The 25,138-nt window shown below is 51.5% G+C and carries 14 protein-coding genes; all 14 read right to left on the reverse strand.

The genetic code is table 11. The annotated features are described in order from the left end of the window. Window positions 1-214: 214 nt before the first annotated feature. Complete coding sequence (locus ACGG9R_RS08365) at window positions 215-3,733, reverse strand: SNF2-related protein (RefSeq protein ID WP_390153864.1); 3,519 nt, start codon at window positions 3,731-3,733, stop codon at window positions 215-217. A 1,032-nt stretch (window positions 3,734-4,765) separates the two neighbouring features. Continuing rightward, window positions 4,766-6,592, reverse strand: coding sequence for a glutamine--fructose-6-phosphate transaminase (isomerizing) (gene glmS, locus ACGG9R_RS08370; RefSeq protein ID WP_390153867.1), 1,827 nt, complete (start codon window positions 6,590-6,592; stop codon window positions 4,766-4,768). 398 nt (window positions 6,593-6,990) lie between these two features. Further along, window positions 6,991-7,581, reverse strand: coding sequence for a hypothetical protein (locus ACGG9R_RS08375; protein ID WP_022106142.1), 591 nt, complete (start codon window positions 7,579-7,581; stop codon window positions 6,991-6,993). Between the two features lie 165 nt (window positions 7,582-7,746). After that, complete coding sequence (gene sppA, locus ACGG9R_RS08380) at window positions 7,747-8,697, reverse strand: signal peptide peptidase SppA (RefSeq protein ID WP_390153871.1); 951 nt, start codon at window positions 8,695-8,697, stop codon at window positions 7,747-7,749. A 769-nt stretch (window positions 8,698-9,466) separates the two neighbouring features. After that, on the reverse strand, window positions 9,467-10,345 hold the full coding sequence (locus tag ACGG9R_RS08385; RefSeq protein ID WP_390153874.1) for an aminotransferase class IV: 879 nt from the start codon (window positions 10,343-10,345) through the stop codon (window positions 9,467-9,469). A gap of 366 nt (window positions 10,346-10,711) precedes the next feature. Beyond that, window positions 10,712-11,716: an electron transfer flavoprotein subunit alpha/FixB family protein gene (locus tag ACGG9R_RS08390; RefSeq protein ID WP_390153877.1), complete on the reverse strand. Its 1,005-nt coding sequence runs from the start codon at window positions 11,714-11,716 to the stop codon at window positions 10,712-10,714. 11 nt (window positions 11,717-11,727) lie between these two features. Then, on the reverse strand, window positions 11,728-12,519 hold the full coding sequence (locus ACGG9R_RS08395; protein ID WP_390153880.1) for an electron transfer flavoprotein subunit beta/FixA family protein: 792 nt from the start codon (window positions 12,517-12,519) through the stop codon (window positions 11,728-11,730). Between the two features lie 525 nt (window positions 12,520-13,044). Continuing rightward, window positions 13,045-16,467 carry a DNA polymerase III subunit alpha gene (locus ACGG9R_RS08400; protein ID WP_390153883.1) on the reverse strand — a complete coding sequence of 1,141 codons (3,423 nt, stop codon included), beginning with the start codon at window positions 16,465-16,467 and terminating at the stop codon, window positions 13,045-13,047. A gap of 751 nt (window positions 16,468-17,218) precedes the next feature. Then, window positions 17,219-20,035: an S-layer homology domain-containing protein gene (locus ACGG9R_RS08405; protein WP_390153886.1), complete on the reverse strand. Its 2,817-nt coding sequence runs from the start codon at window positions 20,033-20,035 to the stop codon at window positions 17,219-17,221. Window positions 20,036-20,176: 141 nt separating this feature from the next. Next, complete coding sequence (gene tnpA, locus ACGG9R_RS08410; protein ID WP_045172396.1) at window positions 20,177-20,590, reverse strand: IS200/IS605 family transposase; 414 nt, start codon at window positions 20,588-20,590, stop codon at window positions 20,177-20,179. Between the two features lie 121 nt (window positions 20,591-20,711). After that, window positions 20,712-21,794, reverse strand: coding sequence for an ESPR domain-containing protein (locus ACGG9R_RS08415; protein ID WP_390153889.1), 1,083 nt, complete (start codon window positions 21,792-21,794; stop codon window positions 20,712-20,714). 640 nt (window positions 21,795-22,434) lie between these two features. Continuing rightward, window positions 22,435-22,803, reverse strand: coding sequence for a desulfoferrodoxin family protein (locus tag ACGG9R_RS08420; protein WP_390153891.1), 369 nt, complete (start codon window positions 22,801-22,803; stop codon window positions 22,435-22,437). 460 nt (window positions 22,804-23,263) lie between these two features. After that, window positions 23,264-23,551: a hypothetical protein gene (locus tag ACGG9R_RS08425; protein ID WP_390153894.1), complete on the reverse strand. Its 288-nt coding sequence runs from the start codon at window positions 23,549-23,551 to the stop codon at window positions 23,264-23,266. A gap of 7 nt (window positions 23,552-23,558) precedes the next feature. After that, window positions 23,559-24,482, reverse strand: a complete 924-nt coding sequence (locus ACGG9R_RS08430) for a LysR family transcriptional regulator (RefSeq protein ID WP_390153897.1) — start codon at window positions 24,480-24,482, stop codon at window positions 23,559-23,561. Between the last annotated feature and the right edge of the window lie 656 nt (window positions 24,483-25,138).

Genomic DNA, 25,138 nt, shown 5'->3' on the forward strand with positions numbered 1-25,138 from the left:
GCGACGCTAAAATCCAGTGAGACGCCATTTCGAGCGCAGCGGAATGGGGCATGCCAACGGCCATCGAACAATGCCCAATATACCGTAGTGCTGCCCCCTCAGCCCTCCGGGCAGCTCCCCCGATGGGGAGCCAAGACATTCCGCTACTTCTCACTAAGTCCAGAAGTTTACAAATCGCTATACTAGTCTCCTAGTCTCTTAGACTCTCTGCCTCTCACCGGAATATCTTGGAAAGCTTATCATCCGTCATATTTCCTATCCAGCTTTCGCCGACGGAGACGGTCATGTCGGCGAGGGATCTTTTCTTTTGGATGATCTCATTGATCTTTTCTTCGAAGGTATTCTTGGTGATGAAACGGTGGACGAGGACGTTGTTCTTCTGGCCGATGCGGTAGGCGCGGTCTGTCGCCTGAGACTCTACGGCGGGATTCCACCAAAGGTCGTAGTGGATGACATGGGAGGCGGCGGTGAGGTTGAGGCCGGTGCCGGCGGCTTTCAGGGAGAGGATGAAGAATCTCGCCTTCGGGTCTGTCTGGAAGCGGTCCACCATGTCTTTTCTCTCCCGGAGGGAGCAGCCGCCGTGAAGGAACAGCGGACGTTCACCCAGCCTGCTCTCGAGGAGATCTGCCAGCTTGTCGCCCATGCTCTTGAACTGGGTGAAGATCAGGGCCTTTTCACGGCTGGCCTGGATGCTTTCTGCGAGATCGAGGAGGCGCTCGGCTTTGCCGGAGAGGGCGGGATCCCAGTTGTCCTCTTTGGTGAAGAGGGCGGGGTGGTTGCAGATCTCCTTCAGAGCAAGGATCATCTGCAGGACGAGGCCCTGGCGCTTGAAGAGGGAGTCTTTATCTCCGTCCTTCTGCTCGCTGATGACGCGGAGGCTCTCTTCTACAGTCTGGTGATACAGAGCGGCCTGCGCGGGGGTGAGGAGGGTGTACTCGTCCTGCTCGAGCTTATCCGGAAGGTCGCTGATGATGGTCTTGTCTGTCTTGAGGCGGCGCAGGAGCATGGGCGCAGTGATACGTTTGAAGCGTTCAGCTGCTTTTCTGTCCTGCTCGTACTGGATGGGATTCGCATAGCGCATCTGGAAGGTCTTCGCACTGCCGAGGTAGCCTTTGTTCGTAAATTCCATGATGGACCAGAATTCTTTGAGGCTGTTCTCGACGGGGGTGCCGGAGATGGCGATGCGGATGGCTGCTTTCATGCTGCGGACGGCCCGGCTCTGGGCGGTATCGGGGTTCTTGATGTTCTGCGCTTCGTCGATAATGAAGACTTCCCATTTCTTCTTTTTGAGAAGCTCCTGGTCGCTTCGAAGGAGTCCATAGGTGGTAAGAAGGATGTCCCCATGGAAATCAGCGAGGTCGCGCTTGGCGCCGTAGTAGAGGAAAACGGTGAGGAGAGGTGCGAAGCGGGCGATCTCTTCCTGCCAGTTGGAGAGAAGGCTCGTCGGCACGACGATGAGTGCTTTCTTTTTGGCAAGGCGTCCTTCTTCGCGGAGCTTTTCGAGGAAGGTGATGACCTGAAGGGTCTTCCCAAGGCCCATATCATCGGCTAGGATGCTGCCGAAGCCGAGGCGGCTGTTGTTGTAAAGCCACGCATAGCCGCGCTTCTGGTAGGGGCGAAGTGTCGCACATACATTTTCCGGCAGCGCGACGGGCTCGCCCTCTTTCATGGAGGAGAGCAGTCGCTTCACCTCGCTCGTCATGGTGATCTCCGCGCCTTCATAGCTGCCCTCGAGAGCGATGCAGAGGAGCTCTTCCCTCTTGAGGGAAGCAGGACGCTGCCACATTTTTTCGAGCTTTTTCAGATCTGCCTCAGTCACGTAGAGGTATTGCCCCTTGAATGCGATGAGAGAGCCTGCTTTGACGGATAGTTTTTCGAAATCTTCCGGGGAGATCCGCTCGTCCCCTAGGGCGATCTGCCAGTCGAAGTCAAGCATGTCTTCCAAAGAGAGGAGGGACGGTGCATGCGCCGCTCCCTCTTCTTTCTTTTTGAGACGAAGTGTCTTCTTCGGACGGATGAGGTGCTGCAAGGACTTCGGCAGGATGACGCGCGCGCCCAGAAGACGCATGGCCGGGATGGCTTCCAAAAGGAAGGGGGCAAAGGTTTCCGCCGTGAAGGAGATCGGTGTCCTTCCTTCGCTGTCCATGTAGTCTTCCATACCGGTCACAAGGGAGGAGAGCAGGTCGATATCCTTTAAGATCTGGTAGCGGCAGGCATCATAATCTTTCTTTGTAAAAACATCTGCGAGCGGCAGCGCGTCCCCTTCGCTGTCCTCACTGTCTACGACGGAGAGGTCCAGGCGGAAGGCTTTTGTTTTCGGATCATCTGACACGAGAAGCACAGGCTGCCAGCGGGCGGCGCTCAGGTGGAAATAGGACAGCCAGGATGCGATGCCGTCAGCCTCGGGATGCGGCCTTCCTTCCCGCGCCATCAGGGGCTCCCCCATGAAGAAAAGATCATAGATGGGATCGTCTGCGAAATTTTTCTTCGCCATGTTTTGCATCAAGTGCGTGAGGAAAAGTGAAAGTGCCGCCTCGGCAGGCTCTCTGGCAAAGCATCTCTTCTCTCTGTATCGCGCGATCTCTGCCATGGAAGGGGTCACCCATTTCGAGAGGATCCCCATGGCTTCCGCCGTGCCTGCGTCCTGCTCGGTCGGCATCCAGCGGATGGCTAGGGCATTCTCATCCACACGCACGAGCTCAGGGATGGCATTCCCTGTACGGAGAAGGTGTATAGCGAGCAGCACCACCTCGCGGAAGGCGCGCACGGTGTAAGAGCTGTCCTGCGCTTCCTCTTCCGTCATATCGAGAAGAGCCGCAAGGAAACGGCTCATCGGCCACCAGTCGCCGCGATCTGTATAGAGCTTCCCCTCGGAGAGCCCTTCGATCACGAGATGCACGGAAGAAACGGAGGCAAGCTCCAGGCTGTCTTTCCCGCCGCCCACGACGTAAACGGCTGATGAATCAAAGAGTGCTTTCTCTGCGGTCTTTCTGACACCCATCATGGTCTTTTCATAGACGCGGCCAAAGCTGCCGCGCCCATAGAAGGCGGGCGAAGCGGGAAGCACACGCATCCATAGGGAAAAGAGGCTTTTGATCTTCGTGAAATCAGGAATTTCCGCCGTTTCCTCTGCCATGGGAAGTGCCATATCCTTGACCAATTCCCCTTTCACAAGGTCATCCCAGCGCGGGATCTTGGCAGACATCTCATTTGCGATCGTCACATGCCGCTTCTTTAGCTCGCTCACAAGCGACACGCCATGCTGGGAAAAGACTTGGAAAGGATCATTGTCGATGGCACGGCTCACCTCATAGATGACGGCCGCGATGTGCTTGCAGAGGTGCGCCCAGTCGGGACAGCTGCAATGCATCTCGATATCATTCATTGAAGAAGGGAATAGGGAAAGCCCTGCCTTTTCTGCAAGCTCCATGACAGCAGGTGACAGCTCCCGATGCAGGAGCTTCGTCACGATCGAAGGATGGCGCGATACATCATCCAGAAAGGCCTGGACTTTGTTTTCCGGAAAAGGAGGGAGCGTCAGCGTGACTTTGTAGGGCGTGCGCCGCGTCCCCTGCACCTTCGCAGTCAGCGTCTTCCCCTCACGGTGCATGGAAATGACTGCGCCGCCTCGCGCATACACCCGCCCGCGCGGCAGACGGTTCGCATGGTCCGCCTCCTCGAGCGCTTTCAGCCACTCGCTTCCCCACCAGGTATTACCATATTGCAGTTTCATCGTCTTTTCCTCACTTCTGTACGTTTTTCTTTATTATATGAAATCGTCACGGTGCAGGCAATGGGCGTAACAGTCTCCGCCGCTTCGGCGCATCCGTCTGCATGAAACGACGTGATCCCCAGTCGTTTGGAGTGCAGCGCTTCCCGTTATCCACTTTCCTCCCATTTTTCCTGACCACGAACGAAAAAGATTTCTCGCTTGCGCTCGAAATGACGATATAGGGAAAGCGGCATTCTCGTATCTCCCTCCTTCCTCTGGAAGGAGGGAGATACGAAGGGGGTGGAGGTTGGCTCACAGCGGAGTAAAAAGGAATGGGAAAAGACGTTTCCTCGTTTCGTCATCCCGAGCGCAGCCGAGGGATCTTTTTCGTTTCCCGTTTCTGTTTTCCTTCGTAAAGCTGTCTGCATGAAGCACCGTGCTCCCCAGTCGCATGAAGCACGGTGTTTCCCGTTATCCGATTTCCTCCCATTTTTCCCTGACCGCGAACGAAAAAGATTTCTCGCGTTCGCTCGAAATGACAATATGGGGAAAGCGGCATTCTCGTATCCCCCTCCTTCCTCTGGAAGGAGGGGCCTCGAAGGGGCGGAGGTTGGCTCTCGCAGCGGGATGAAAGGAAATGTACGATAGTCCGTCCTCTCGTTTCGTCATCCCGAGCGCAGCCGAGGGATCTTTCTTGCAGGCAGGAAAACCATACATATGAGGAAGTCCGTCATTCCAAGTCGTATGAAGTACGGTGTTTACCGCTCCCCTCACATTTTTTATCTGACCGGTGTGCAAGGAAGATTTCTCGCTTCGCTCGAAATGACAATACAGGGAAAGGCAGTACTTTCATTTTCCGCCCTTGAGGCGCTTTTTTCCCCCTCTCTTTCATACCGCCAGTACCCTATCCGGCTCGCTCCGCTCACCACCTTCCCCATGCGGGGAAGGCTTTGTGTCGGGGACAGCGGCACTCTCACAAATGCCGTGCTTCCATTCTGCGCAAACAAAAACCGCTCTGCGAGGACGGGCTTTGCAGAGCGGTTTCTGGTTCTATTATTCTACGGTCACGGATTTTGCGAGATTTCTCGGCTTATCCACATCATTTCCTCTCTTGATAGAGGTGTAGTAAGCGAGGAGCTGCATCGGGATGACGGCGAGGATCGGTGCGATGAAGGGATCCACTCTCGGGATACGGACGGTCTCGGTCGTGTACTTCGCGATCTCTGTATCATCGACGAAGCCGATGCCGAGGACTTCGGCGCCGCGAGCGCGGACTTCCTGGATATTGCTGTACATCTTTGCGCTGACATCGTCCTGTGTCGCTACGGCGATGACCGGGGTCTCCGGCGAGATGAGGGCGAGGGTGCCATGCTTCAGTTCACCGGCCGCGTAGGACTCCGCATGGATGTAGGAGACTTCTTTCAGCTTCAGTGCGCCTTCCATGGCGATCGCATAGTCGATGGAGCGGCCAAGGTAGAAAATATCATTCGCCTTGATGAGCTTTTCAGCGACGTCTGCCATGTGTTCTTTTTCATCAAGCACGGTGTCGATCTGATCCGGCAGATCTCTCAGTGCGGTGGTGATCTTCTGGATGAGTGCGGGCTTCAGTGTGCCTTTCAGCTGGCCCATGTAGAGGGCAAGAAGCAGGAGCGCCACGAGCTGGGTGGTATAGGCTTTCGTAGATGCGACGGCGATCTCCGGGCCTGCCAGGGTGTAGACGACGCTGTCAGCTTCACGCGCAATGGAGGATCCGATGGAATTCGTCACGGCGAGACTCTTCGCGCCGAGACGTTTCGCTTCTTTGAGCGCCGCCAGGGTGTCGATGGTCTCGCCGGACTGGCTGACTACGATGCAGAGAGTCTTATCGGTCGTGAGCGGACGGCTGTATCTATATTCGGAAGCGATCTCTACAGATACGGGGATCTTGACGAAGCGTTCGATGTAGTGCTTCGCAACGAGGCCGGCATGGTACGCCGTGCCGCAGGCGGTGATCAGGATGTGATCGATGCCGGAGAAACATTCTTTCGTCCAGCCGAGATCGTCGAAATTGACAGAGCCGTCTTTATTGAGATGGATCTGTACGGTATCGTGGACAGCCTTTGGCTGTTCATAGATCTCCTTCAGCATGAAATGCGGGTAGCCGCCTTTTTCAGCAGCTTCTGCGCTCCACTTGACTTCCTGGATCTCCTTTTTGATCGGTTTGCCTTCGGCATCGAAGAGGGAAACGCCATCCTTCTTCACGATGGCCAGCTCGCAGTCGTCCAGAATATAGATCTTTCTGGTATGGTTGATGACGGCCGGGATGTCGGAGGCGATGAAATTCTCGCCATCGCCAAGGCCGATGATGAGCGGATTGTCTTTCTTCGTGCAGATGATGGTGTCCGGCACCGCCTTATCCATGATGACGAGGCTGTAGGAGCCTTCGATCACGGAAAGGACCTTGCGGACTGTGGAGAAGAAGTCTCCGTCATCCATCTTTTCGAGAAGGTGTGCCACGACTTCGGTGTCGGTATCCGACTTGAAGACATGGCCTTCGTCGATCAGCTGCTTCTTGAGCGTCATGTAGTTTTCGATGATGCCATTGTGTACGATGACGAAATGATTATGGCAGTCGCCATGCGGATGGGCATTCCGATCCGATGGCTGTCCGTGCGTCGCCCAGCGGGTATGCCCGATGCCGATGTGTCCGGTGAGCGGATGCTCCTTCAATGCGGCTTCCAGATTTGCCAGACGACCTTTTTTCTTTTCGATAGAGATCGTACCTTTGTCATAGACGGCGATGCCAGCCGAATCATAGCCGCGATATTCGAGGCGTCTCAGCCCATCGATCAAAAAACGGGACGCTTCGCCGCTGCCCACATAACCTACAATACCACACATACGGTATTCCTCCTTGCGTATTTCTTTGGAATGCTCTGCCGCTCCGGGCCGCCCCTTGCCATCAGGGCTGTCTTTGAAAGAAGGCTGTACGCCTTGCTTTCTCTGCTCATGGGCCAGAGGATCTTATTCTTATTATTAGTAAGAGAAATGCGATTCGATCGCAGAATCAGATATTATAGAAATGCGGACATCGCCCGCAGGTATTCATACAGAGTTTATTATATCACATGTCATAAAAATATGATATTTCCCTGTGGCACACAGAAAAAGGAGCTGTAACTTACGTTAAGCTCCTTCGCTACGTTTTTCACATTATAGCATAGCTTGGAAGAGAAGGAAAGGCATCAGACTTGGAGGCTTTAGATTTCAGACTTCTGTCCTCCGATGTCATTTCTCATTTAGATCGATCCCAATACCGATCCGAGCTCCTGCATCTCTTCCATTTCCGAAAGACCTGCCACGGCGGCGAAGACGCCGATCATAGCAAGAAGCAGCAGGAAAAGAAGGAGCATCACGTAGGGTGCGATGGCGATCAGGACAGATTTCCCGGTGGAGAAGAAATAGTTCTCGCGGATCGCAAGGACATCAAGGACGAAGGTCCACACGCAGATCGCAAAGGAACCGATGCCGGAGAGGAAGGAAAACCCGATGCTTTCTGCCAGTGTGAAGAAGACGGAGAAGGCAAGCGGCAGCGATGCCGCCATGAATCCGGCGGTGATGCCCTTCGCGCTCCCTTGCCCGCCGAGAAGTCCGGAGAGGTAGTCGGTCACGGCGCTGTGGACAAGGAGGGAAAGCCCCAGAAAGAGAAGCACGGCCAGAAACTCGACAAGAAGCCCCGGTCCTTCTGAGAAGGCGGATACCGCCGTCAAGAAAAGTGTAAAGAGCCAGAGAATCCCCGCTTCGCGAAGGCGTTCGCCGCGGGTGATGTCATAGAGCGCCGCCCGCGGTGTCACGATCAGCGAGTAGACAAGATCAAGAAAGGTATTCATGGAGTTGCTCCTTTGGAATGAATGTATGATATGGGGAAGTCTTGGAGAGTCAGATACATCAGACTTGGAGACGTTAGACGTTAGACATAGAGACTTGAAAACGTAAGACGTTAGACTTCAGACCTCTGACTTCTGATATCCCTTAGTCTCCTAGTCTAATACTCCTCACTTTATCGTGGGATTTTCCCCTTCTACCAATGCCTTTTTCATGCTCCCTGCCATGGATTCTCCCATGACATTCGAGAGCCGGGCGGCTTCGCCGCGAAGGAGAGAGCGGAGTGTCACTGCGCTATTCGTATACGAGCGGATCTCTATATGATCCACATCGAGCCCGCCGCTCGAGGCAGCGTAATTCAGCGCATCATAATAATTGCCCATAGCATCGACAAGACCGAGATCCTGTGCCTGGCGGCCGGTCAGGATACGCCCATCGGCGATGCTCTTTACTTTCTCTTCATCCATATGGCGTCCATCCGCCACTGTCTGGACGAACTGGTGGTAAATATCATCGACCATGGCCTGCAGCATCTCTCTCTCTTCGCCTGTCATCGGGCGGTACATGGAGAGGATATCCTTGTGCGCGCCGCTCTTGATCTTATCATTCTTGACGCCGACCTTATCCATCAGGTCTTCGATATTGGTATAGTCCATGTAGACGCCGATGCTGCCCGTCATGGTGGCCGGAGAGGCGAAAATGTAATTTCCCTTGCTCGCCAGCCAGTAGCCTGCCGAGGCGCACATATCGCCCATGGAGATCACGATGGGCTTCTTGCTGCTGCGGATCTTATCCATTTCTTCTGCGATCTCCTGGGTCGCTCCTGTCGAGCCGCCCGGGCTGTTGATGCGGATCAGGATGGCTTTTGCCTGCGGATCCTTTCTGGCTTCCTGAAGCTCTCGCATGATCTCCTCGGAGGAGGAGCCGGAAGAGCCACTCAGCATCGAGTCTGTCTCCGGCCCGCCGTAGATCGCGCCGTCGATGCGCACGACGGCCACATAGCCCTCTCCCCGCTTTTCTTTTTCTGCTTTCCAAAGAGATGTGCTGCCCACCGAGAGCGCCGCCGCAAGGAGCAGGACTGCGAGAAGCAGGATCCATTTTCTTTTCGTCTGTATCGTCATTAGAAATCGTCCTTTCATATGTATTGGCTGATAATTTCATTATAGCACAGGAGAGAAGGGGTTCAGTGGTCAGGATCGAATCAGTGGTCAGGAATAGGGAGCCTTTATTGACTTGTGTCTTCCATGCTGCTTTCGGGCATCACTCTTTAAAAAAATCGGCGCTCGCCTGCTGCCGTAAATCGCCTGCTTGAAACGCATATCCCCACTCTCTTTTATGCCGCTAGTACCCTATCCGGCTCACTTCGCTCGCCACCTTCCCCTCGAGGGGAAGGCTTTGTGTCGGGGATATTGTTTTTCCACACATGCATGTATTCGCTCTGATGATATGGGGATAGCGGTACTCTCGTATCGTAGCCTTCCCCATTGGGGAAGGGGGACCGCGCAGCGGTGGATAGGGTGCTCTCGTAAACGACGCACTTGAGACGATCTTTCCCGCTCTTTTTCATACCGCTTTTCCCAGCCAACCTCCGCCCCTTCGGGGCACCTCCTTCCATAGGAAGGAGGGAGTGTCCACGCGAGCCCCTTCCCTTGGAAGGGGCTGCCGAGCGCAGCGAGGCGGGGTTGGCTTCCTTTTGGGGCGGCGAAGCCGCCACGAGAGCCCTGAACCTTGAACCTTGAACCTTGAACCCTGAACCTTGAACCCTGAACCTTGAACCCTGAACCTTGAACCCTGAACCTTGAACCAAATGAAAGCAAAGTAAAACGGGGCTGTGAAGAAATGAATCTTCATTTCTTCACAGCCCCGTTTTTTATAGTATGTATTGACCTGTTACGGCAAACCGTCGCTCATGAGATGCGCATAGTGCTGCTGGATCTTACGGGTGACAGGGCCGACTTCTCCATTGCCGATCGGCTTTCCGTCGATGGAGAGGACCGGGATGATGCCGTCCTGAGAATTTGTGAGGAAGACTTCTTCCGCATTCATCATATCTTCGAAGCGGACCGGATCTGCCGCATCATCGATGGAGGTGACACCGGCAGTCGGAGCGACGCGGGAAAGGACGAGGGAGCGTGTGATGCCGCGGGTCATGAATTCATTCGTGCCCGGGGTCCAGATGACGCCCGCCTTGACGATGAGGACATTCGAGTGGGTGGCTTCGGTCAGAAGGCTGTCTCGGATGAAAATGCCGTCGTAACAGCCCTGCTTCAGTGCGTCCTGACGCGCGAGAAGGTTATCCACCTGAGAGAGAGAAAGAATGTCGCAGTGGTGTCCGCGATCATCTTTCATCGTGATGCACTTCACGCCATCCTGCACTTTGGCAATAGCATCCAGACTGATCGGTTTGGCGTAGACCAGGACATTCGGGCGCAGCTGATTTCTGGCAGGGATCAGGAAATCATGATCGCCCTGTCCACGGGTGACGATGATCTTCACATAGCCTTCTTCGATGCCGCTTTCTTCGACGACGGTTTCCACGATCTCGGTGAATTCATCCGGCGCTGTCACCGGACGAATGCCCAGAAGGCGCATGGAGCGGTACAGACGGTCGGTGTGATAGGAAAGAGCAAACGGATGGCCTTTGTAGACGCGGATCCATTCATAGCATCCGTCACCAAACTGGAGTCCTCTGTCATCTGCCGCGATGATCTGGGAGAAATCATAATAGAAATTGTGATTGTAGTATATGGTAGTTTTTCTTTCTGCCATACGTCTCACCTCCGTAACAAATTGTTATTATTATGGCTTATGAGGGATATTACCACTGGGGCGTTCTGCCTCTTGATTGCCTGCGAAAGAGGTTCAGCGGGTTCTATAGGTTCAAGAGGTTCAAAGGGGGTTGGTGCGGCGCATAAAAACATAGAAGTGCCGCAGAGTATGGATGTGGCGATGCCCGAAGGTTTCTTAAAAAGCAGGTTTCCCGTTTGAGCTTTTCTGACAGGATTCGTTTGACCGCGAACAACAAAGATTTCTCGCTTCGCTCGAAATGACGATACGAGAAAAGATTTTTCTAATCCAGTCACCAGTCACTAGTCACTCGAGACTCCCAGTCCCCAATTCCTGACCATTCATCCCTCACTTGCTTTTCAGTGCTTTGATCTTTTCAATGAGGAGCGGGAGGAAATCCTTCAGATCCGCTTCGACAGCGTAGTCTGCCATTTCCATGATCGGCGCCTTCGGGTCCTTATTGACCGCGATGACGATGTCCGCATTGACTGCACACATGTGCTGCATCGCGCCTGAGATGCCGAGTGCGAAATAGATCTTCGGCGCTACGCCCTTGCCGGTCTGGCCGATCTGGTGTCTATGCGGCTCCCAGCCGAGCTCTGCGATCGGACGGCTGCAGCCGACAGCTGCCCCCAGAAGATCAGCGAGCTCATGGAGCTTCGCCCATTCTTCCTCCGTACGGATGCCGCGGCCGCCTGCGACGACGACCTTCGCATTTTCGACCGGATGGCTGTCCTTCTCACCGGCAATGATCTCCTTCAGCACCGTGCCGAGATCCTTCTCTTCAAGGGAAACGGAGAGGGAGATGACCTCGCCCGTGCGGGAAGCATCGGCTTGCGGGTACTTGAAGATGCCCGGGCGGACCGTGCCGACCTGAGGACGATAGTCCGGAGACACGATGTCTGCCATGATATTCCCATCCATCGCCGGACGCGACCAGATGACCAGCCCCTTCTCGGTATCTGCCGAAAGCTCCGTCACATCTGCCGTGACGCCGCAGACGAGCTCTGCCGCCAGACGCGGGGCGAGATCACGGCCGAATGGCGTCGCACCAAAGATGATGGTATCCGGCTTCTTCTCCAAGAGGAACGGCGCCAGTGCTTTCTGGTACGCTTTCCCATCATAGTGGGAAAGGAGCGGATGATCGATCACATAGACCTTATCTGCGCCGAGGGGGATCAGCGAGGATGCCGGATCCTTGAGATCGGCACCGATGAGGACGACTGCGACCTCTTCCCCCAGCTGGTCAGCCAGTACACGGGCTTCGCCGGTCAGTTCACCGGTGACCTTCTGGATCTTGCCATTCGCAAGCGCTCCGATGACATAAACACCTTTGTGTTCAGAAAAATCCATTTCGCCCCTCCTTAGATGACCTTCAGTTTCTGCATAGCCGAGAGGAAGAGATCTGCCGCTTCTTCCGTCGTCTTTCCTTCGATGCGGAGATTTTCTTTTTTCGGCGGCACGACCGGACGGACCTGACGGACCTGCGTCGGAGAGCCCTTCATGCCGATGCGCGCCGGATCGACCGGCAGATCGGCTGCCGTGAGATTTCCGATCTCCACTTCATCCTTCTTGAGGAGACCCTTGATGCTCGGGTATCTCGCATGGTTCAGCACTTCTGTCGCAGTGACGACCGCCGGAAGAGCAAGCTCGAGCACCTCGATATTCCCACCGATCTGGCGCTTCACGGTCAGGAAGCCTTCCTTCTCATAGGAAATGCCTACGGCTGCACTTACATCCGCGATGCCGAGCGTCGCAGCGATCTCCGGGCCGATCTGCGCCGTATTGCTGTCGATGGACTCCTGCCCGCAGAAAATGAGATCGAATGTTCCCAGCTTCTCGATCGCCTTAGCCAGCGTGTAGCTCGTCGCAAGAGTATCCGCACCGCCAAATGCGCGGTCCGTCACGAGGTATACTTCATCAGCGCCCATAGCGACCGCATCCTTCAGGACAGCGGCTGCCTGCGGGGGACCCATGGTGATGACTGTCACCGTGCCGCCCACTTCATCACGCAGCGAAAATGCCGCTTCCAGCGCATGGAGATCCAGCGGATTCATGATGCTGTTCGCATTATTTCTTTTCAGTCTTCCTGTGGTCGGATCGACTTCCATCTTCGAGGTGTCGACGACCTGTTTGATACAAACCAGAAACTTCATAGTGTCTCCCTTCTGTGAGGTCGAAATCATATGCCACGCAGCACGAACGCCGCGCCACAGGGTAAACGGGGCTTATAGAGAAATAAGGCTTCGCCCACTGTCCCCATTATCCATATTTGTTTAAAGTATAGCATAAGTGAAACGTTTTTGCGTGAGAAAGTTCATAAACTTTGAGGCTTTTCCGTCTGTCCGCCATCAAAAAAGGCGATGTGAAATAACGATCATCTCATTTTCGCGTTCAATCTGTCGCAGGGGACTTGTAGCTCTCATAGGAGTGACTGGGAAACCTTATCCCAGCTGTCTTTCATGCCATAGTCACCCTATCCGCCCCTGCGGGGCACCTTCCCCTAGAGGGGAAGGCTGCGATACGAGAATACCATCTTCTAAAAAAAGGCGGCGAAGCCGCCACCTGAACCTTGAACCCGGAACCCTGAACCAAATGAAAGCAAAGTAAAACGGGGCTGTAAAGAAATGAGGATTCATTTCTTCACAGCCCCGTTTTGATTCTACTCTGTTTGCATGCGACTAATTTTTTCTCCCCTCGACTGCCGCATTGCCGAGGAGCCCTTTCAGCGCTTCTTCGGCTTCTTCGGAAAAGTCGACATAGAATTTTGGCACCATGCGGATTTCCTGCCTTGAGGAGATGAGGTGGAGGATGACGGGTGTGCCGCCATGGTATTTCGCAAGGACTCTGGCGAGGGCCGCACTGACCTTGTCTGTCTCATGGCGGGGATCGACGTAGAGGTGGACTTCATCGACCGGCATGCGAACGGTCTTTTGGAACTGGGCCATCGGTATGATGCTGTCGGCTAAGATCTTGACTTCTCGCTCGTTCGACTGGACGCGGCCGCGGATACAAATGGGCGCGTCTTCGGTGAGGAAGGGACGCGCGGCTTCCCAGACGGAGGGGAAGAGGACGGATTCGATCTCACTTTCATAGTCTTCGATGGTAACGTAACCCATGGGTGCGCCCTTCTTGGTGACCATGCCCTTCACACGGGTGACAGTGCCGCCCAAGGTGACTGTCTTCCCGTCGTAGCGGCTGCCTTCGGTCTCGAGCTGGTAGATGGGCGTGCAGGCGGCCATCTGCTTCTTGTACTTTTCGAGCGGATGACCGCTGACGTAGAAGCCTAAGAGCTTCCTTTCCCAGTCGATCTTTTCAGCCGCATCCATGTCTTCGAGATCGGGATAGACGACGGAGCTTTTCATCTCGTCCCCGCCGAAGAGAGACATCTGTCCGCTCTCCCGGTCGCTCTTCGCAGCGGCGACATCACTCATGACCTGCGGGAGTGCGGCGAGGAGCTGAGAGCGGTTGTAGCCGAAGCCGTCCATCGCGCCGCAGCGGATGAGGCTTTCACACGCACGGCTATTGAGGCCTTTGCCTTCGACCCGCTCTAAGAAATCCGACATGGACGTGAAGGGGCCGCCCTTCTGTCGTGCCCGGATGATGGCTTCGACGGCGTTCTCTCCGACATTCTGGATGGCATCAAGTCCGAAGAGGATCTTATTTCCGCTGACAGAAAAATAGGCTTCTGAAAGATTGACATCCGGTGCGGCGATCTCCACACCGGCTCTTCTGGTATCTGAAATGTAGCGGCTGACCTTGTTCTTGTCGCCATTGTAGCAGGTCATCATGGCAGCCATGAATTCAGCGCGGTAGTGCGCCTTGAGATAGGCGGTCTGCCAGGCGATCCATCCGTAGCAGACGCTGTGAGATTTATTGAAGCCGTAACCGGCAAAGTGGACCATGAGGTCGAAGACGTAATTCGCCGTCTTTTCATCGACGCCATTCTTCACGGCGCCTGTGACAAAGGTATCCCGGTTCTTCTGCAGGATCTCCGGCTCCTTGTGTCCCATGGCGCGGCGGAGCATGTCGGACTGGCCGAGGGAGAAGCCGCCCATGACAGAGGCGATCTGCATGACCTGTTCCTGATAGAGGATGACGCCGTAGGTTTCCTTCAGGATGGGAGCCAGGGAGGGATGCGGGTACTCGATGGGGATCTCTCCATGTTTTCTCTTGATGAAATCTTCCGCCATGCCGCTGCCCAAAGGACCCGGACGGTAGAGGGCGACCATCGGGATGAGGTCTTCGAAGCGGTCCGGGTGGAGCTTCATCAGAAGATTCGTAAAGCCGGAGGACTCGGACTGGAAAACGCCTGTGGTATCGCCCGCGCAGAGCATCTCGCACGTCTTCTCGTCGACAGAAGGAATGCGGTCGATGTCGATGGTGACACCGCGGTTCGCCCGGATCATCTCGACCGCATCATGGATGACGGTGAGGTTTCTAAGCCCCAAAAGATCCATCTTGAGAAGGCCGAGCTGCTCGACCTGATCTTTTTCGTACTGCGTCTGGATGAAATCATCCGCAGTGAGCTGGATCGGCACATACTCATCGACGGGCTTCGAGCAGATGACGACGCCGGCGGCGTGCGTGCCGGAATTTCTGGAAAGCCCTTCCAGGTCGAGGCAGTGATCGATCAGGGTGTGTACCGTCGCATTCGACTCGTAGAGGTCTTTGAATTCCTTCGAGCCGTCCAGCGTCTTCTTCAGCGTGACGCCCGGGCCGCTCGGCACCATCTTTGCGATCTTGTCCACTTCGCGAAGGGGCAGATTCATGACACGGCCGACATCACGGATGACGGCACGCGCCGCGAGCGTACCAAAGGTGATGATCTGCGCCACCTGCTCGGCGCCGTACTTTTCTGCGAGATAGGCGATGACCTGCCCGCGTCCGCGATAGCAGAGGTCGGTATCGATATCCGGCATGGAGACTCGCTCCGGATTCAGGAAGCGTTCAAAGAGAAGGTCGAAACGCAGTGGATCGATTTCCGTGATGTGCAGGAGGTAGGCGACGATGCTTCCTGCCGCGCTCCCACGCCCCGGCCCGATCGGGATGCCATGTGTCTTCGCATAGCGGATGAAGTCCATGACGATCAGGAAGTAATCCGAGAATCCCATCTGATTGATGACACCGAGTTCATAATCCAGACGCTCCTGCTCTTTTCCCATGGACTCCGGATAGCGCTCCGGGATCGCCGCCTCGCAGAGCTTTCGCAGGTATGACTTGGACGTCTCGCCTTCCGGCACATCAAAGGACGGGAGCTTATGGTCGCCAAAGGTGAAGGTCACATGACAGCGCTCTGCGATCTTTGCCGTATTCTCGATAGCGCCCGGATACTCGCCTAAGATCGCCTGCATCTCCTCCCCGCTCTTGCAGTAGAATTCGTCATTCGGAAAATGGAAATGATAGGGATCATCCAGTGTCTTTCCCGTGGAGATGCAGAGCTTGATCTCCTGGCTCTTCGCATCCTCTTTTTTCGTATAGTGGAAATCATTCGTCGCGACTAGCCCCAGCCCATACTCTTTTGCCAAAGACGCCAGTACCGGACGCACATCCGCTTCTTCCGGGATGCCATGATTCTGCAGCTCGAGGAAATAGTTCTCCTTCCCGAACGTATCGATGTAGTAGCGGATCACCTTTCTGGCTTCATCCATGTCGCGGTTTAAGATCGCCTGCGGAAGCTCGCCGGCAACACAGGCCGACAACGCAATGAGCCCTTTGTGATACTTGGACAGAAGCTCATGATCCACCCGCGGCTTATGAAAATAGCCCTCCGTCCACGCCTTCGAGCAGATCTTGATGAGATTCTGATAGCCCTCATTCGTTTCTGCCAAAAGGATCAGATGCCCCAGCTTCTCCTTCTCGCCCTTCGCCCGCTCGAAGCGGCTCTTCCTCGTGACGTAGACCTCGCATCCGATGATCGGCTTGATGCCCTGCGCGATACACTCTTTATATAAATAGACCGCACCGTACATGACACCATGGTCCGTGATCGCGACCGCCGTCTGCCCGAGCGACTTGACATAAGAGACAAGTTCCTTGATGCGGCATGTGCCGTCGAAAAGACTGTACTCGGTGTGGACGTGGAGATGAACAAATGGATCCAAGCGGAAACGCCTCCTTCACTCCTTTTTCTTTCGAATTTTAAAAATACTTTTTTCTTATTGTATCATATTTAGTGGTTGGTCATTCATCCGCTCCTGCTGAAAAAGTGCGAAGTGGGGAGCGTAGCCAGAGATCAGCGGGTTCTATGGGTTCTATTGGTTCAGTGGGTTCAACGGGGGCGGTGCGGCGCAATTCGTCATCCTGAGCGGAGAAAAGCGTCGTATGTTAGAAAATGGCTAATCTGGAATATGAGAACTGAGTCGAAGGATCTAGGGAAACGCTGATTAAATCGCAGAGTCAGATTCTACAAGAATTTTTATACATAGCTTCGTCATAACCTTCCTTAAATAGCCCGCTATTCGCGTCAGGCTATTCCTCGCTATGCATAAAAATTCAAGAGTAAAATCTGGCAACGATTTAATCAGTGTTTCCCTAAGCGCCGCAAAGTTTTAACCGCGAAAGATGAAAAACCTGTGAACCGGTTGAACCTTCAGAACCCGCTCCCCTCTTTCGCACGCAATCAAGGGGCAGCACGCCCCAAAGGCTGCCCCTGAGTAACATGAGCCATAAAAAACTGGTGACCCGTCATCGGGAGAACCTCCCAGCCACAAGTCACCAGTTTTTTAATCGATGTTTCTCTACCTCTCCCAAAAACAAAATTCCCTCTGTAGAAATATCAATCATTTCTTCAGAGGGAATTTCCTTTGGCTATTTTACAAATTAGTGATTAGGATTCACAGCCAGCAACGAATACTATTTCTCTGCCTTTACCGTACGAACTCTTTCTACAGTAGGCTTGCCATCTTTGTCCTGATGCACTGTATCCACAGTGAAACGTTCCAGTTCTGGTGCAAATTCTTTCAGAATCTTATCAGACAGAGTAGCCCCTTCCAGCATGGCTTTGTAGAGCATGGTAGCGAATTCATAACGAGTCATTGGACGATCCCCTTTGAATTCTCCATCGGGGTAACCAGTGAGCACACCATTGCCTTTCAAAGTAGATACATATTCATAAGCCCAGTGATTCTTCGGTACATCTGGGAAGAGCTGGAGCTTAGACGTATCCAGTTTCTTTCCTGCATTCGCATCCAACAGAGCCGATTTCAGACCTTCCAGTTCTTTTCTGAGGTCTTTGATTTCCTTCGCCATAGCTACCTTGGAAGTAGAAACATGGTTGCCCTGGCCCAGTTTCAAGCTGACACCCGCATTCACCATATTTTCACCATTACCGAAGCTGCCGCCTACAGAGAACATGGTATCTTCATTCGGACGATAGTAAGCGCCGATAGCGGCTGCATTTTCGCCATTGTAATTGCCATAGCCTGCTGCGATATCCCACTTATCATCTGGATCGAAGTCCAACGGATGGAGCGCTGCCAAAGCGGCTGCACCAGCACCGACTTTGTTGATGCGGTTGCCCAGCTTACTGATACTCTGGGCATTCTGCACTACCTGCTGGTTGGTTGCAAAGAGCTGGCTGCCATTGACAGCGTCAGTAGATTTTTCAGAAATATCCCCAGCAGCTACGCCACTTACTTTTCCATCCTGGTTCACGGATACTTTGCCATTAATAGTAACAGTTCCTTCTTTATCCAGTTTTACAGATGACTGACCATTAGAGATGGTATCTCCAGTAATATCAATATCTGCCAGTTTAGCCCCCTTATCTGCATAGATTTTATCTTTTGTTGCAATAGAGCCAGTCGTTTCAATGGTGCCATTGGTTCCGCTAATGCTTACATTCTTGCCAGTGATATCACCAAGAAGAAGATCCTTATTCAGGCCTACTTTATAAGTCTTCTGCCCGTCTTGATCTGTTTCTTCTACGGTAACATTGCTACCATTGACTACTTTTGTATGCTTTCCTGCTTCCTGTTCTACTTTTGTGACACGATCTCCCAGATTCTTCACATCACCTTTAATATTGGTAATATCAGATTTGATGTTTGTAATATCCCCTTTAATCTCGGTAATATTCCCTTCTACCTGAGATACTCGATCATTGGTTGCTTTCAGCTGACTACCATTCACTGCATCGGTAGAGGTACTAGAAATTTCACCAGCGGCCACACCACTAATTTTGCCGCTCTGATCAATGGTAACCCTATTGTTGATTGTTACAGTGCCTTCCTTGTCAAGTTTTACAGAGGACTTGTCATTAGAAATAGTATCTCCAGTGACATTCACATCTGCCAGTTTAGCCCCCTTATCTGCATAGATTTTATCTTTTGTCGCAATAAAGCCAGTCGTTTCAATAGTGCCATTGGTTCCGCTAATGCTTACATTCTTGCCAGTGATATCACCAAGAAGAAGATCCTTATTCAGGCCTACTTTATAAGTCTTCTGCCCGTCTTGATCTGTTTCTTCTACGGTAATATTGCTACCATTGACTACTTTTGTATGTTTCCCGGCTTCCTGTTGTACAGCATGGAGCTGGCTGCCATTGACAGCATCTGTAGAGGTACTAGAAATTTCACCAGCAGCTACACCACTAATTTTGCCGCTCTGATCAATGGTAACCCTATTGTTGATTGTTACAGTGCCTTCCTTGTCAAGTTTTACAGAGGACTTGTCATTAGAAATAGTATCTCCAGTGACATTCACATCTGCCAGTTTAGCCCCCTTATCTGCATAGATTTTATCTTTTGTTGTAATAGAGCCAGTCGTTTCAATGGTGCCATTGGTTCCGCTAATGCTTACATTCTTGCCAGTGATATCACCAAGAAGAAGATCCTTCTTCAGACCTACTTTATAAGTCTTCTGCCCATCTTGATCTGTTTCTTCTACGGTAATATTGCTACCATTGACTACTTTTGTATGTTTCCCAGCTTCCTGTTGTACAGCATGGAGCTGGCTGCCATTGACAGCATCTGTAGAGGTACTAGAAATTTCACCAGCAGCCACACCACTAATTTTGCCGCTCTGATCAATGGTAACCTTTTTGTTGATTGTTACAGTGCCACCATTTCCCATGCGGATAGAAGATGAACCATTGGTCATAGATTCAATACCGGTCAAATCTTTATTCAGATTGACTTTATAATCGGTATGTCCATCTTCTGCTACTGTAGTAGGGGTAACAGTGGTATTGGTTCCATCAGAAACAGTTGTCTTGGATGCTGCCGTCTGACTAGCGACTTGTTTTAATTGTGCCACATTAACAGCATCGGTGGGCTTACTTCCAGCTGCTACATTGGTAATCTGGCGAGTAGTTTTTCCCTCCTCACCCACAGAAAAAGCTCCTTTTGTGGAAATCCAAGTGGATTTTTCTGCCTTCGGGATGTTAGCCGGTGCAAAAGCTCCTTTGCTGCCAGCTACTCGATCCGCTACAGAACCTGCTCCGATAGCTACTCCGCTCTCTGCTGTTACCTTCGTACCATTCCCAATAGCCACCGCATCATCTGCCATAACAGTATTTTTATTTCCCAAAGAAATCACATTTTTTCGACCCTCTAATGTATTGTGATCCCCCATGACGATAGTTGATTGGATATTCGTGGCTGTGTTATTAGAACCAATAATAGTTGTATTTTGAGCATTGGTTACGGTATTCTTGTAACCATTAATCATAAGTTAGCAACCCCCATTTCAAATGGGGGTTTATTTGGAACCCCTCCGGGGTTTTGTACTGACACCTGCCTATGGCAGGTCTAGCAAATCGTCTTTGTACTTACAGCCGCCTATGGCGACTCTTTCGCTTATTCGTCTTACTTACTTCTCGAACTTATCGCTTTCTTCTTGCTCTGAAATGTAACGCTTGATAACTTCTTCGTTGATATTCCCGACGGTTTCTACATAATAGCCTCGTGCCCAGAGATGCCGTTCTCCCCATCTGGCTTTTATCTCGGGATGCCGGTCGTATATCATTAACGCACTTTTCCCTTTGATATAGGCTACTACGTCTGATATATTCAACTTCGGCGGTATCCCGAGATACAGATGCACATGATCCACGCATGCAGCTCCCTTGATCAGTTCCACTTTCTTCATCTCGCACAATTTTCGGATGATTTCAACCAAATCTTTCCTCATTTGCCCGTAGAATACTTTCTTGCGATATTTTGGGATGAATACGATATGATATGTGCAATTCCATTTGGTATGAGCTATACTATTGTTGTCCATTTGGACTCCTCCTTTGTTAGCTAAAGTGGTTTGCTAGACCCTCTTTATTCTAACACTGGAGGATTTTTTATACTCTAGGCAAAGCTACGGCTCCACCGGGTCCCCCATCTCAGATGGGGGCTTAATATACGAATACAGTTAATTTAGAAACATCCTTCTCTGTCCCAGTCAACGTATTCTGTACACCCAGTAGCTGGGAATAAATTGCCCAATCCGCTTTATTGCCACCGCCGATAGCCATGACAGAACCGCCAGCATATTGGTCAGAAGACTGCATCGCCTTAATGATTTCTTTCTGCGCATCAGAAGCTGATGTCTTATTCCACTTGGTACTAAAAGTTACATTCTCGATAGAATTGGTTACTTCATTCCCGGTCCCCCAAACAAGGGATGCATTGGTATTCTGTGTTCTATTGCCAAATCCTAACACACTATTTGCCATACCAGCTGAATGACTACTTGCAGATGAAGATTCTATGCTATTTAAAGAACCGTAGATAGTTGCACCAAAGTTCTGCGTACCATAACTAGTTGATGTACCTTTATTTGAAATAATCGAAAATGCTCCTGTTACAGCAGACATGGAGCCACTATTATAACTACTTGACCCCAATGTGGTAGAATATACGCTATCATTGAGTGTCATTTTCTTGGCAGGATCTACCTCAATGTCACCCAATTTTCCTACATAGGTATGATCTCCAATCATTACAGAACCTGTACGAGCCATCGTATTTTTCCCAATAGCAATAGCTCCTGCTAACTTTGTTCCATCTGTTACTCTATATTTTCCCCACGTTGCACTACCAACAGCACCTTGATTAAAATCCAAGAGGTATTCTTTGGTGCCAATACGAGCTGACCATTTCCTTGTTAAATAATCTTGAAAAGAATACTCCCCATCCCAAGCATACGCATTTTCACCAATAGCAATATATCCACTAGTGATTCCATCATGCCCAGTCTGTCCATTCCAAATAGCAAAATCTGCACCTTTTCCTATTTTAATATTAGTATCATCTGGTGCTGGATTGGCCGCTTCAATAGCCATACCGCCAAAACCGGTGAGCATCATGGCAGCCGCTACTACGGCAGTCATACTACGGACCCGTTTATTGCTTTGGCTATGACTTTTGGCAATTTCAGAAACTACGGTATAGCAATGTTTCGCTTTATTCCAAATGACCTTGTAAATATGATTCATGATATACCCTCTCTTTCAATGAATTCAGGGAGTAGGATAGGTTCGTAAAGATTAAGCGAATCCCTAAGCATTTATCCTTTTTTCTTCTGTTCTCGAATCACTTTTGGTCTAACTCTATGCTGACTCTATGCTGGGCTTCCCGACAGGTCTCACTGCAAGCACCGAAATGAACGAATGAGTACGGCTTCCTGCGTATGTACTTCATCCTTGGGCAGTCGTTTCCGATTGGCAGCTACACGGCAGGCTGGCGAGCAATATCTCTGCCAACTTTTTAGCGGAGTAAACTCTTTCCCGCACCATTGACATTTCATACCATGCGCATGCCTCCCCTCCTACACACTATCCACTCCGGAAAATTTTTCTTTTCATGATTTGAGAAAATATCTCTTTTCTCACTTTCCATTTTCTCCGCCGGTGAATAATAATGCTTAAATTCTAATTTAGACAATACTACCGCCCTCCGGTTTCGTCAATGCCTAAACCAATTGATCACTACATGTTAAAACGCTATATGGGGAATGGGTATATTTCTGAAATAGCATCCATTGGATCATTCCTATCTCCCGTGACCTGAGCAACAAAAAAACTGGTGACTCATCACTGAGAGAACCTCCCAGTGATGAGTCACCAGTCACGAATCTTAAAATTCACATTTCCAAAGGCCATGCAGATTGCAATATTCATACACCACGCCATGCGGCACATCAGCAAAGACGGCTTTCGGTTCTTCTCCCGGTTTCAGATAGCGCACTTGGAATCCCTCTTCGGTCACCAAAGCGATCCACTGGATGTAATGGTTTTCCAACATAGGATGCAGCACTTCCCCCACTTGTACGTGAAGGAGATCCCCCTCATGAGTCACCACCGGTACATGTTTTTCCCTGGCTCCATCACTGGTGCCTGCTGTCAGCGGCTGCCATGTTTCGCCACAGCAAGAAACAGCCATGGCTTCGCCGGTTTTGAATACGAAAGAATCGCAAGATGGGCAATAATAGATATGAAGTGTCATGATATTCTCCTTTCTCTGCCGGTGGCAGAAAAAACTAGGTGACCAGTGACTAGGGATCAGGTGTTAGGGGTTAGGTACTGCACTCTCCTAAACGTAATTCTTGTCCGCTTGCCATGTTCATGGGGAAGCAGACCGCCAGTCGAGCCTCTCTTGTATGATCCCCCAACGGGGGATACACACTAAAAATGATTTTCTTACCCGTCACAGGTCACTTTATCGATATTTCTCTATATCTATATATTACCATATGGTTCGATATTTATCAATGTGCAAAACATAATCGATAAGGAAACACTGACTCAATCGCAGAATCAGATTTCAAATGGATGAAATACATACTGCTGCAACTGACGCCAGAGTCAGGCGTGGTGCCCACTTGAGACCTGGAGCCTTTAGACTCCAGATGTCAGATGTCTAACGTCTTTCAGTCTCCCAGTCACCAATCACTAGTCCCCGGCCACTACTTCTCCCATTCCAATTCCAGCAGGCGGAAGCGGTGATCCGCGCTGTGCTTCTGCAGAAGATAGATATCCTTTCCCTGCTCTTCATTCTGACGAAGCGCTTCCTCCGCTTCATAGCGGATATCATTCAGCTGCTCGTCATAGCAGGACGCCTCGATATTCATCATCCGTTCCTGCAGGTCAGTGATCAAAAACTGCTGATAAATGACCATGCCGAGCAGCATGGCCATGATAAGGTAGAGATATTTGCGTTCTCTCCACTGTATTTTCCTTTTCCACTGTTCCATGGAAATCCTATTTCCTCATCATATCATCGATCTTACGCGGGTCATTCAAAAGCGTCAGATGGTCTTTGGTGAATTCGATCCAGAGACGGGCAGCACGGGAGAGGTAGCGGCCCTTCTTCCAGATGGCATAGAGGTGATGCGTCATGCGCGGCTCTGTCATCACACGGGTGACGACCTTGCTTTCCTCGCTGTTTGCCGGGCACAGGCGCGACGGCAGGATCGCGACGCCAAGGCCGCTCGCGACTGTCTGCAGCATCAGCTCACGCTGGCTCGTCTCGAATACGATCTTCGGCGTGAAGCCGATCTTTTTGCAGTTCGACATGATGTCATCATGCATATTGAAATCATCGCGGTACAGCACGAGCGGATAGTCTGCGAGCAGCTTCATCGGGACGACAGGGTGCTCTTCGAGCGGATAGCCCTTCGGCATGACGACGCACATCTCATCCTCCGAAAGGAAGAAGGACTCGAATTCGTTATTCGGAATGGTGCAGATGATGCCGACGTCGATGACCCCCTCCTGGACAGAGGTCTCGATGACCTTCGAACCGTGCTCATAGAGCTTGATGGCGATCTGCGGATAGTTCTTCTTGAATTCGCCAAGAAGCTTTGCAAAGACATGCGCATCGGTGATCGGCGGCAGCCCGATCTCGATGGTATCCTGCTTCAGGTTGAATTCATTTTCAAAATCCGACTTCAGATGTTCAAAAATAAAAAGACACCGCTTCGCATAGTTCAGGAAAATGGTCCCCGGCGCTGTGATCTCTACCGTCTTTGCGTTGCGGATGAAAAGCACGACCCCCAGCTCATCCTCCAGCGACTTGATCATGCGGCTGATGGCGGACTGGGAAATATGAAGATTGCGCGCTGCTTTCGAGAAGCTCTTCTGTTCAGCGACTTCCATGAAATATTTCAGATGACGATAATCCATTGTGATCCTCCATGAAAGAGTAAAAAGAAAGGTAAGAGGGTGCATCTTCAGGATGAGTCCGTGGGGCGGGCTGCTTTAGGGAAACACCGATTCAATCGTTGTCAGATTTCATTCTTGGATTTTTATACAGAGCGAGGAATCATCTGACGCGAATAGCAAGCTATTTAAGGAAGATGATGACGAAGCCATGTATAAAAATCCATGTGAAATCCGACTCTGCGATTGAATCAGCGTTTTCCTGGATCCCATGCCGGAGAAGCTCCGCCGGTTCCAAGGGGCATGATGCTCCGCATAAAAAACAGCAGTACGCTCATCAGCTGCTCTTGATTTCTTTCTCCTTCTCATTTTCTTGTGAAATCCATATCTTTATTCTATAATAGAAATGTATCTATTCGGATGCCCTGGAAATGTCCATGGTCTATGACTTAGTATAGAATAAAGTGAATCCATCTATGCAAAATTATCATAAAACCATTGTACCTAATTTTCAGGTATCTTGCAAGGGAAGAGTAAAGGCAAAGGTATAAAAGCCAGGTAACTGATGAGCAGGGATCCGTGGCCGGAAAGGCGCCGCCTTCCTCATCCTTCATCTCCTCTGCTCCCCTTGAACAGATTTCCCATATAAAGGAGTGTTGATCTGTGAGAAATGTAAAAAC

Source organism: Dialister sp. i34-0019-2H8 (genome assembly GCF_042846925.1).
In the GTDB taxonomy this organism is placed as follows: domain Bacteria; phylum Bacillota; class Negativicutes; order Veillonellales; family Dialisteraceae; genus Dialister.

Bases quoted from the DNA above. Each gene is read 5' to 3' on its own strand.
- tnpA (WP_045172396.1), bottom strand. From the start codon at position 20,590: ATGGACAACAATAGTATAGCTCATACCAAATGGAATTGCACATATCAT.
- ACGG9R_RS08390 (WP_390153877.1), bottom strand. From the start codon at position 11,716: ATGGATTTTTCTGAACACAAAGGTGTTTATGTCATCGGAGCGCTTGCG.
- ACGG9R_RS08375 (WP_022106142.1), bottom strand. From the start codon at position 7,581: ATGAATACCTTTCTTGATCTTGTCTACTCGCTGATCGTGACACCGCGG.
- ACGG9R_RS08405 (WP_390153886.1), bottom strand. From the start codon at position 20,035: ATGATTAATGGTTACAAGAATACCGTAACCAATGCTCAAAATACAACT.
- ACGG9R_RS08385 (WP_390153874.1), bottom strand. From the start codon at position 10,345: ATGGCAGAAAGAAAAACTACCATATACTACAATCACAATTTCTATTAT.
- ACGG9R_RS08430 (WP_390153897.1), bottom strand. From the start codon at position 24,482: ATGGATTATCGTCATCTGAAATATTTCATGGAAGTCGCTGAACAGAAG.
- ACGG9R_RS08415 (WP_390153889.1), bottom strand. From the start codon at position 21,794: ATGAATCATATTTACAAGGTCATTTGGAATAAAGCGAAACATTGCTAT.
- ACGG9R_RS08365 (WP_390153864.1), bottom strand. From the start codon at position 3,733: ATGAAACTGCAATATGGTAATACCTGGTGGGGAAGCGAGTGGCTGAAA.
- ACGG9R_RS08425 (WP_390153894.1), bottom strand. From the start codon at position 23,551: ATGGAACAGTGGAAAAGGAAAATACAGTGGAGAGAACGCAAATATCTC.
- glmS (WP_390153867.1), bottom strand. From the start codon at position 6,592: ATGTGTGGTATTGTAGGTTATGTGGGCAGCGGCGAAGCGTCCCGTTTT.
- sppA (WP_390153871.1), bottom strand. From the start codon at position 8,697: ATGACGATACAGACGAAAAGAAAATGGATCCTGCTTCTCGCAGTCCTG.
- ACGG9R_RS08420 (WP_390153891.1), bottom strand. From the start codon at position 22,803: ATGACACTTCATATCTATTATTGCCCATCTTGCGATTCTTTCGTATTC.
- ACGG9R_RS08395 (WP_390153880.1), bottom strand. From the start codon at position 12,519: ATGAAGTTTCTGGTTTGTATCAAACAGGTCGTCGACACCTCGAAGATG.